Consider the following 7580-nt stretch of genomic DNA (forward strand, 5'->3'; position numbering starts at 1 on the left):
GGTGCTTGGGTTGGTGGGAAAGGCCTTTAATTTGAAACCCATAGTATCTGTGGATAGGGAAGGCAATTCAAAACTTTACGGAAAGGCCTTCAGCAAACTCGGAAACATGAAGAAGATACTTGGCTTTGTTGAAGAGTTAAATAAGAAGTGCCATGTGGTCTCCTACAACATAACTCATGCTCATGCTCACAAGACTGCAAAGGCTTACGAAGATAGTCTGACCAAGCTACTCGGAAAGAAACCCGAATACATAATGGAGGTCTCTCCAGTCGTCGGCATAAGCGCAGGAGTTGGGGCAGTAAGCGTCTCAGTTCTCTGCGAAAGAGATACGTGGTCTCCAGACGTTCAGATCAAATGAGGTGAATTGATGGCGTATGTTATTCTGCTAAACGCCCTGGTAGTATTTGTCTACATGTCGGTATTCTTTGCAATCGGGACCGCAAAAAAAGATAACTCTGTCGTCGACATAGGATGGGGTACCGGATTCGTTGTAGTCGCCCTCTTTACACTTTTCGTATACGGCGAATTCAGTTCAAGACAGATAATAACAACTGTACTGGTTTCCTTCTGGGGAATAAGATTGACTACACATATATTCAAGAGAAACTGGGGCCGTAGTGAGGATTTTCGTTATGTACAGATGAGAGAGAAGTGGGGAGAGAAGGTATTGATTAGATCCTTCCTGCAAATCTATATGTTGCAGGGCCTTTTTATGGTGATTGTCTCTTATTCAGTAATGCTCATTAATAGCCATTCGGGGAAGCCCTTTGGACTTCTGGACGTTCTCGGAATCCTTATCTGGATTTGTGGCTTCGCAATCGAATCAATAGCAGACCTTCAATTGAAAGATTTCGTGAAGACGAAGAAGCCAGGGGAAATAATGAAAAAGGGGTTTTGGAGATACTCGCGCCACCCTAATTATTTCGGTGAGGCCGTTCAATGGTGGGGAATATTCATCATCGCTCTTTCCATTGAGGGCGGTTTCTGGGCAATAATCAGTCCAATTACAATCACTGTTTTGCTTAGATTTGTTTCCGGCGTTCCCTATCTCGAAAGAAAATATAAAGCCTATCCGGCATTTAGAGAATACATGAAAGAGACCAACGCCTTTATTCCATGGTTCATGCGAAAGAAGCAGCGTGATTGACATGGAAGTTGTTTACTCCGCCATCTTTGCTTATCTAGTAGGATCTATTCCAACAGCCTTTCTTATTGGGAAGATTCTCTATGGGTTTGATATACGAAAGAAGGGTACTGGAAACATGGGCGCTTCGAATATGGTGGCTGTCAAGGGCTGGAAGATAGGTATCATCACAGGAGCTATCGACTTCATGAAGGGAATGGGCACGATTCTCATAATCAAAGGAGTCTCCGCTCATTGGACATATCAAATGCTTTTCATAGCGGCCAGCTTTGCTGCGATCGGTCATATGTATCCCATCTTTCTGAAGTTCAGGGGTGGGAAGGGAACTGCCACACTGGCCGGTGGCCTTATAGGTCTTGATTACCAGGTCGCGCTGATCTGTATGGTCATACTTCTCGCTTTTATCGCTATTACGAACTACGCGGCTCCAGGTGTTATCGCCGTCTCTTCAGTAATGATCTTCCTTTTCAGAATCTTCGGATACAGATGGAAAATATCTCTTCTGCTTATACCCGTTGCAGTGATTATGATAGCCAGAAATCTCGAGAATGTCCAAAGAATTTTGCGGGGAGAAGAACCGGGGTTGAGGGAGCACATAAGAAAAAAGAAAAAAGCAATACAAGAAGGGGCCTGAAGGTCATTTCTCAAATACCCAGGTACACTTTTCTAACTTCTTCACTCTCCAGAAGCTCCTTTGCAGGACCCTCAAGGGTAATTTTCCCTGTTTCCAGGACATATGCGTACTCAGATATCTCCAACGCCTTTGCTGCGTTCTGTTCTACAAGTAGAATCGTCACGCCTTTCGAATTCAATTTGTGAATCGCTTGAAAGACTTCTTCGACCACAATCGGCGCCAAACCAAGTGAAGGCTCATCCATCATAACAAGATCTGGATTTGCCATTAGACTACGCCCTATAGCGAGCATTTGCTGCTCACCTCCCGAAAGAGTTCCACCAGACTGTCTTAGTCTCTCTCTCAGGACTGGGAAAAGTGAAAAGACCATCTCGAAATTCTCCTCTACTTCCGATTTGTCTTTCCTGTTGTAAGCACCCATAAGGAGATTTTCCCTTACGGACAAATTGGAGAAGATCCTTCTTCCCTCAGGTACGAGAGAAATTCCTCGCCTTGCAGTTCTGGCGGCTCCGAGCCTGTTTATGTTGATACCTCTGAAAGAAACGCTTCCTCCGGATGGTCTAATCAATCCGCTAATAGCTCCCAAGGTAGTACTCTTCCCTGCCCCATTAGAACCTATAATTGTCACAATGCTCCCCTCTTCAACGGAAAGGCTGATTCCTTTAACTGCCTTGATTACTCCATAGGAAACCTGTAGTTCATCAACGCTAAGAATTTCATTTTCCAACGGTTACCCACTCCCTACCCAGATAGGCTTCGATAACCCTCACATCCTTTTGAACAAAGGCAGGGTCTCCTTCACTTATTGTCCTACCATGGTCTAGCACCATTATCCTTTCACAAAGACCCATAACTAGTTTCATGTCGTGTTCTATAAGCAAAATCGTGAGACCAAAATCATCTCGAATTCTCCTGATCGTCTTAACTAGACTTGCAGTTTCTGAAGGATTCATTCCGGCAGCAGGCTCGTCGAGAAGCAAGAGGACGGAACCGGTAGCCATTGCTCTTGCAATCTCAAGGAGCCTTTGTGAACCATACGGGAGGGAGCTGGACTTTTCATCTGAATGCTTTTCAATGCCGAACACACTTAGCAGATCAAGCGCCTTGGCTTTCATTTCGTTTTCCCTTTCTGCATAGCCTATCCGAGAGACGCTCCTTAATAACCAGCTCAAAGCTGCCCCGTTGCTGGCTATCGTGTGATGCTGAGAAACCATGACGTTCTCAAGAACGGTAAGATCCTTGAAGAGCCTAATATTCTGAAAGGTCCTGGCAATGCCAGTTCTAGTTATCCTATCTGGCGGCAGGCCGGTTATCTCACTCTCTTCGAACAGTATCCGACCATTTGTTGGCGTATAATGGCCAGTAACCATGTTAAAAACCGTTGTCTTGCCTGCTCCATTTGGACCGATAAGTCCGAAGATCTCGCCTTCCTCTACACGCAGGCTAACTTCTTCCACTGCTGTTAGCCCTCCAAACTTCATCGTCGTATTGTCCAGCGTTAATAGGCTCATCTCTTATCTCCCCTTCTGAAAAGAGATACAAGACCTTCCCAGGAGAACTCTTTCCTCCCCATCAACCCTCTGGGCCAGAAGATCATAATTATTACAAAGAGGCCTGAGAAAACAAGCATTCTCATTCCACTCATCCCCATGATTTTGAAGCCAAATAGATTCATAGGACCTTCGAGGAATCTCAGCCACTCACTCAAGAATGCAAATAGCGCACCCCCGATAATCGCTCCCGTTATACTTCCCAAACCACCCAGCACTATCATGATAAGTACGTTGAATGTGAGAAGAATCCCAAAAGTGTTTGTCCTTGGATCGATTGTACTGAGCCAGTGTCCGTACAGAGAACCAGAAATGCCTGCAAAGAAACCGCCTACCACAAAGGCCATTAGCTGGTGCTTAAAGACGTTTATTCCCATTGCCTGAGCTGCAACTCTATCTTCTCTTATCGCCCTCAGTGCCCTGCCAAAAGAACTGTAAGAAAGGCTCATTACACAGGCAACAGTAACCAGCAACCAGCCCCAAGCCCACCACACATTTGTGTGATCTGGTAGTGCCTTTAGCCCGAGGGCTCCGTTAGTTATCGAATTGAGATTCAAAGCAAAAATTCTAATTATCTCTGAAAAGCCGAGTGTCGCAATTGCGAAGTAATCACCCGTCAATCTCAGTGACGGCCATCCAATCAAGAAAGCGAATGTCGCCGCAACCAGCCCAGCAATTAAAGTCGCCCAGAAAAAGGGAATTTGAATCGAATTAAGAGGCCAAATCAGCTTCTCGATGAGGAACGTCATCTCCTTCTGCTTGGGAGATAGCGTCAGTAGCGCTGAAGTGTATGCACCTAGAGCTATGAATCCGGCATGTCCCAGTGAAAAGACTCCAGATATGCCGTTTACGAGCGTGAGACTGACAGCCATTATTCCGTAGACCCCAATAAGTGTAATTATTCTCGAATAGTAGCTGTTCAACAGTTCTTGAGATAAAAAAAGAAGAAGCGCAATCAAAGGAAGTGCGATCAACGTCAGTGAAGTCTTCGTCCGTTGCTTCATCAAATCACACCTTCACTGCTTCCTGTTTACCCAGTAAACCGGAAGGTTTAAGTGAGAGAATTATTATCAAAATAAAGAACGCAAAGGCATCTCTGTAACCCGCTGCGCTCGGCATTATCCCGACCATCATCACTTCGGTGATCCCAAGTATCAGACCTCCGAGTACTGCTCCAGGTACAGATCCTATCCCACCAAAGACAGCGGCAACAAAGGCTTTCATTCCAGGTATAAAACCCATGTAAGGCCATACCTGCGGATACCTGATAGCCCAAAGTATACCACCAATAGCTGCAAGTGCCGAACCCAGAGCAAATGTCATTCCAATCACACGATCGACATTCACTCCCATAAGCGATGTTGTCTGAATATCAAGAGAAACTGCCCTCATCGCCATTCCGACCTTGGTCTTGAAAATGAACCACCACAAAAAGACAAGCGCGATTGCAGCAACGATAAGTGTTATGAGAGAGATTACGGGAAATCTTATACCTCCGATTATTACCTCTCTGCCATACTTTACCTCCATCTCGCCGCCTATGATAATCATTTCGTTTAGCGATTGGGGAAAAACCGTGCGGAAAGATCTCGGAATACCGGAGAATACAACTACCGCAAGGCTTTCAAGAAAGAAAGAGACACCGATAGCCGTTATAAGCGCAGATATTCTCGGGGCACTTCTTATTGGCTTGTAAGCAATCCTGTCAACTGTAAATCCAAGCAAAGCAGCGCAAGCTATGGCAAAAATTGCCGCCAGATACCACGGAAGCTGAGCAAGTGTCACAAAGAAGAGAGCGAAGTAAACGGCCATCATGAAGATGTCGCCATGAGCGAAATTTATCAGTCTTAGAATCCCGTAAACCATCGTATAACCTATCGCAATCAGAGCATATAGGGAACCAAGGCTAAGACCATTAATGAAATTCTGTAGGAGAGTCTTAGGGTCCAAGCTCACACCTCCGGCCGATTTAGAGAATAAAGGGGAGGACGGGGCTCATTCGAGCCCCGTCTTCTTTACGGATTGATCGTTGTATCGTAGACGAACTTACCGTTTTCAATCTTTACAATCGCAACAGATTTAATCGCATCACCGTTTTCATCGATTGTGATTATCCCCGTCACGGCAGGAAAATCCTTTGTCTCTCTTACTGCCTTAGCTATCGCTTCTCGATCTGTGCTCCCCGCACGTTCTATTGCGTCCCTGACGACCAGATATGTGTCAAACCCGAGGGCGGTGAATGTTCCCGGCGCTTCACCGTACTTGGCAGTGTAGGCTTGCACAAAGAGCTTTGCATTCTCTGTCAACGCAGGACTTCCTGCATCATAGTGAGTTGTGAAGTACAATCCGTTCACAGCGTCTCCACCGATTTCAATAGTTTCGGGAACTGCTGCTCCGTCACCTGCAATTATTGGATCGTAGAAACCCAACTGTCTGGCCTGGATAGCTATGAGTGCGATCTCCTGATAGTATCCGGGAATGAAGAAGGCGCCGGCTCCTTTGGAAATAGCGTCAGAGACCTGCGCGGTGAAATCCTGATCTCCCGATTTGTAATACTCATAGAAAACGCTTCCCCCGAGTTCAAGAGCCGTCTCTTTGAAGTAATTTGCAAATCCGACGGCATAATCCTGCTCAACGTCTACAAAGACGGCAACATTTTCCGCACCCATGTTGTTGAATGCCAACAATGCAGCGGCGACTCCCTGGAAAGGATCGCTGAAGCAGACACGGGAAACGTATTTTTTGTCCTGAGTTACAAGTGGATTTGTTGAACTTGGCGAGACCATAGCTACTCCGTTCTCTTCCGCGACCGTCCCTCCCGCTATCGTATTCGAGCTAATTACCTGCCCGATAATCGCAACAACCCCCTCTTGCTCGATGGCACGACGGGCAGTGTTTACGGCTTGAACCTTGTCTGAGTTGTTGTCGAGTAAGACGATTTCAATTTTCTCCCCAAGAACCTCCGGGAACAGCTCGTTTGCAAGTTCTACTCCCTGCCAGATCATCTGGCCAAACGCGGCGACTCCCCCAGTCATCGGAAGAATCGCACCTACCTTGATTGAAGCAAGCGCTGATACGGAAAGAAAGACAACTAAGAGAATAACAAAGAGTTTTCTCATACTTCTACCTCCTCCTGAAGTGGTTACAAGTGAATGAGACTAACCCATTATTTGATGCACATTCATTAAAAGCTAAGCAAGTGCAAAAATAGGTGTTCTAAGCTAATTATTCCTCCGAGAGTACAATTAACTAGCCAGAATGAAAAAATTCGAGCTTTTGCGTGTTGTTCGAATAGTACCACTAATGACAATAAGGAAATATTAAGAAGTGAAACAATGAAGAGAATTTTGGTAACATATCGAAGACATCGTCTGTAAACGGTGGTAATCACCTCATATTGGACTTGACATAATCTAAACTAAATAACCGGTTTCAGCCAACGCTTCATGAAGATAACCACGGCCGCCGCAGAGGAAATCACAAGGTTGCTTACGAGCATCGCGTACCAGATTCCTGTGGTTCCCATGGAAAGACCAAAAAAGTATATCAGAGGAAGACGAATCCCCCCAAAGTCTTGTGATATTGAGGATCATGGACTGTATCGTGTGGCCCGAACCTCTTAAAGCCATGTCGAAAATGTTGTAACTCGCAAAAACCGGTATCGAAAAGGAGACTATTCTGAAGTACTTCTCTCCTTCAATCAAGACGAGAGGATCATTGATAAAAAACGCCGTCACTTCCTTCCCAAAGAAGAACGTACCGGTACAGATCACTCCAACAACCAATACGTTTATTCCGGTCGCCTTCCATACAACTGAATAAGCATCACTCTTTCTTCCGGCGCCAAGATACTGCCCAACCATCGATGACGTTGCCTGGGAAAGACCGAAAGAGAACATCGTTGCAAGTGAAGTTATTCTGTTCCCTACACCCAGGGCAGCGGTAGCCACCGGACCGAAGCCGGCAACCATCGAAGTTATTATGAGAAATGCGAGAGCCGTTATAGACTGTCCGGCAGAAGAAGGGATGCCTATCCTCAAAACGCGGGTAAGCGTCTTCCACTTCGGCCTAAGATCTCTAAAATTAACTTTAAATCCTCTCTTTCCCTTGAATAGAATGACTGTCGCAATTATTACAACAAATCCTCTTGATATCACAGTTGCAAGAGCTGCACCGAAGACCTCCAGTCTAGGAAAGCCTATACCAAATATTAAGAGAGGATCGATAAGTGCATTCACTGTCACAGAGAAAC

8 protein-coding genes and 1 pseudogene are annotated in these 7580 nt (G+C 45.6%); 3 read left to right on the top strand and 6 right to left on the bottom strand.

The genetic code is table 11. The features are described from left to right. From ENN47_05490 to ENN47_05500, 3 genes are all read left to right on the top strand, one after another. Positions 1-358: fatty acid-binding protein DegV (locus tag ENN47_05490; protein HDP77627.1), on the top strand; the 358-nt coding region annotated here is incomplete at its 5' end. Between the two features lie 9 nt (positions 359-367). Beyond that, complete coding sequence (locus ENN47_05495) at positions 368-1147, top strand: DUF1295 domain-containing protein (protein ID HDP77628.1); 780 nt, start codon at positions 368-370, stop codon at positions 1145-1147. A 1-nt stretch (position 1148) separates the two neighbouring features. Beyond that, positions 1149-1778 carry a glycerol-3-phosphate acyltransferase gene (locus ENN47_05500; GenBank protein HDP77629.1) on the top strand — a complete coding sequence of 210 codons (630 nt, stop codon included), beginning with the start codon at positions 1149-1151 and terminating at the stop codon, positions 1776-1778. 10 nt (positions 1779-1788) lie between these two features. Here ENN47_05500 and ENN47_05505 read toward each other — a convergent pair whose 3' ends face one another. The 6 genes and pseudogenes from ENN47_05505 to ENN47_05530 form a co-directional block, all read right to left on the bottom strand. Then, the gene (locus tag ENN47_05505; protein ID HDP77630.1) at positions 1789-2505 is read right to left on the bottom strand and encodes an ABC transporter ATP-binding protein; all 717 of its coding nucleotides are present in this window, start codon (positions 2503-2505) and stop codon (positions 1789-1791) included. After that, the gene (locus tag ENN47_05510) at positions 2495-3289 is read right to left on the bottom strand and encodes an ABC transporter ATP-binding protein (protein HDP77631.1); all 795 of its coding nucleotides are present in this window, start codon (positions 3287-3289) and stop codon (positions 2495-2497) included. Before ENN47_05510 ends, ENN47_05505 begins: the two co-directional genes overlap by 11 nt. Beyond that, positions 3286-4332: a branched-chain amino acid ABC transporter permease gene (locus tag ENN47_05515; protein HDP77632.1), complete on the bottom strand. Its 1047-nt coding sequence runs from the start codon at positions 4330-4332 to the stop codon at positions 3286-3288. Before ENN47_05515 ends, ENN47_05510 begins: the two co-directional genes overlap by 4 nt. 4 nt (positions 4333-4336) lie before the next feature. Beyond that, entirely contained in the window at positions 4337-5278 is a 942-nt protein-coding gene (locus tag ENN47_05520; protein ID HDP77633.1) for a branched-chain amino acid ABC transporter permease, read from the bottom strand. Between the two features lie 65 nt (positions 5279-5343). Then, positions 5344-6447 (bottom strand): ABC transporter substrate-binding protein, encoded by a 1104-nt coding sequence (locus tag ENN47_05525; protein HDP77634.1) that lies wholly within the window; start codon positions 6445-6447, stop codon positions 5344-5346. Between the two features lie 299 nt (positions 6448-6746). Beyond that, a pseudogene (locus ENN47_05530) lies at positions 6747-7580 on the bottom strand (MATE family efflux transporter).

The organism is Mesotoga infera (assembly GCA_011045915.1).
Classification (GTDB): Bacteria; Thermotogota; Thermotogae; order Petrotogales; family Kosmotogaceae; genus Mesotoga; species Mesotoga infera_D.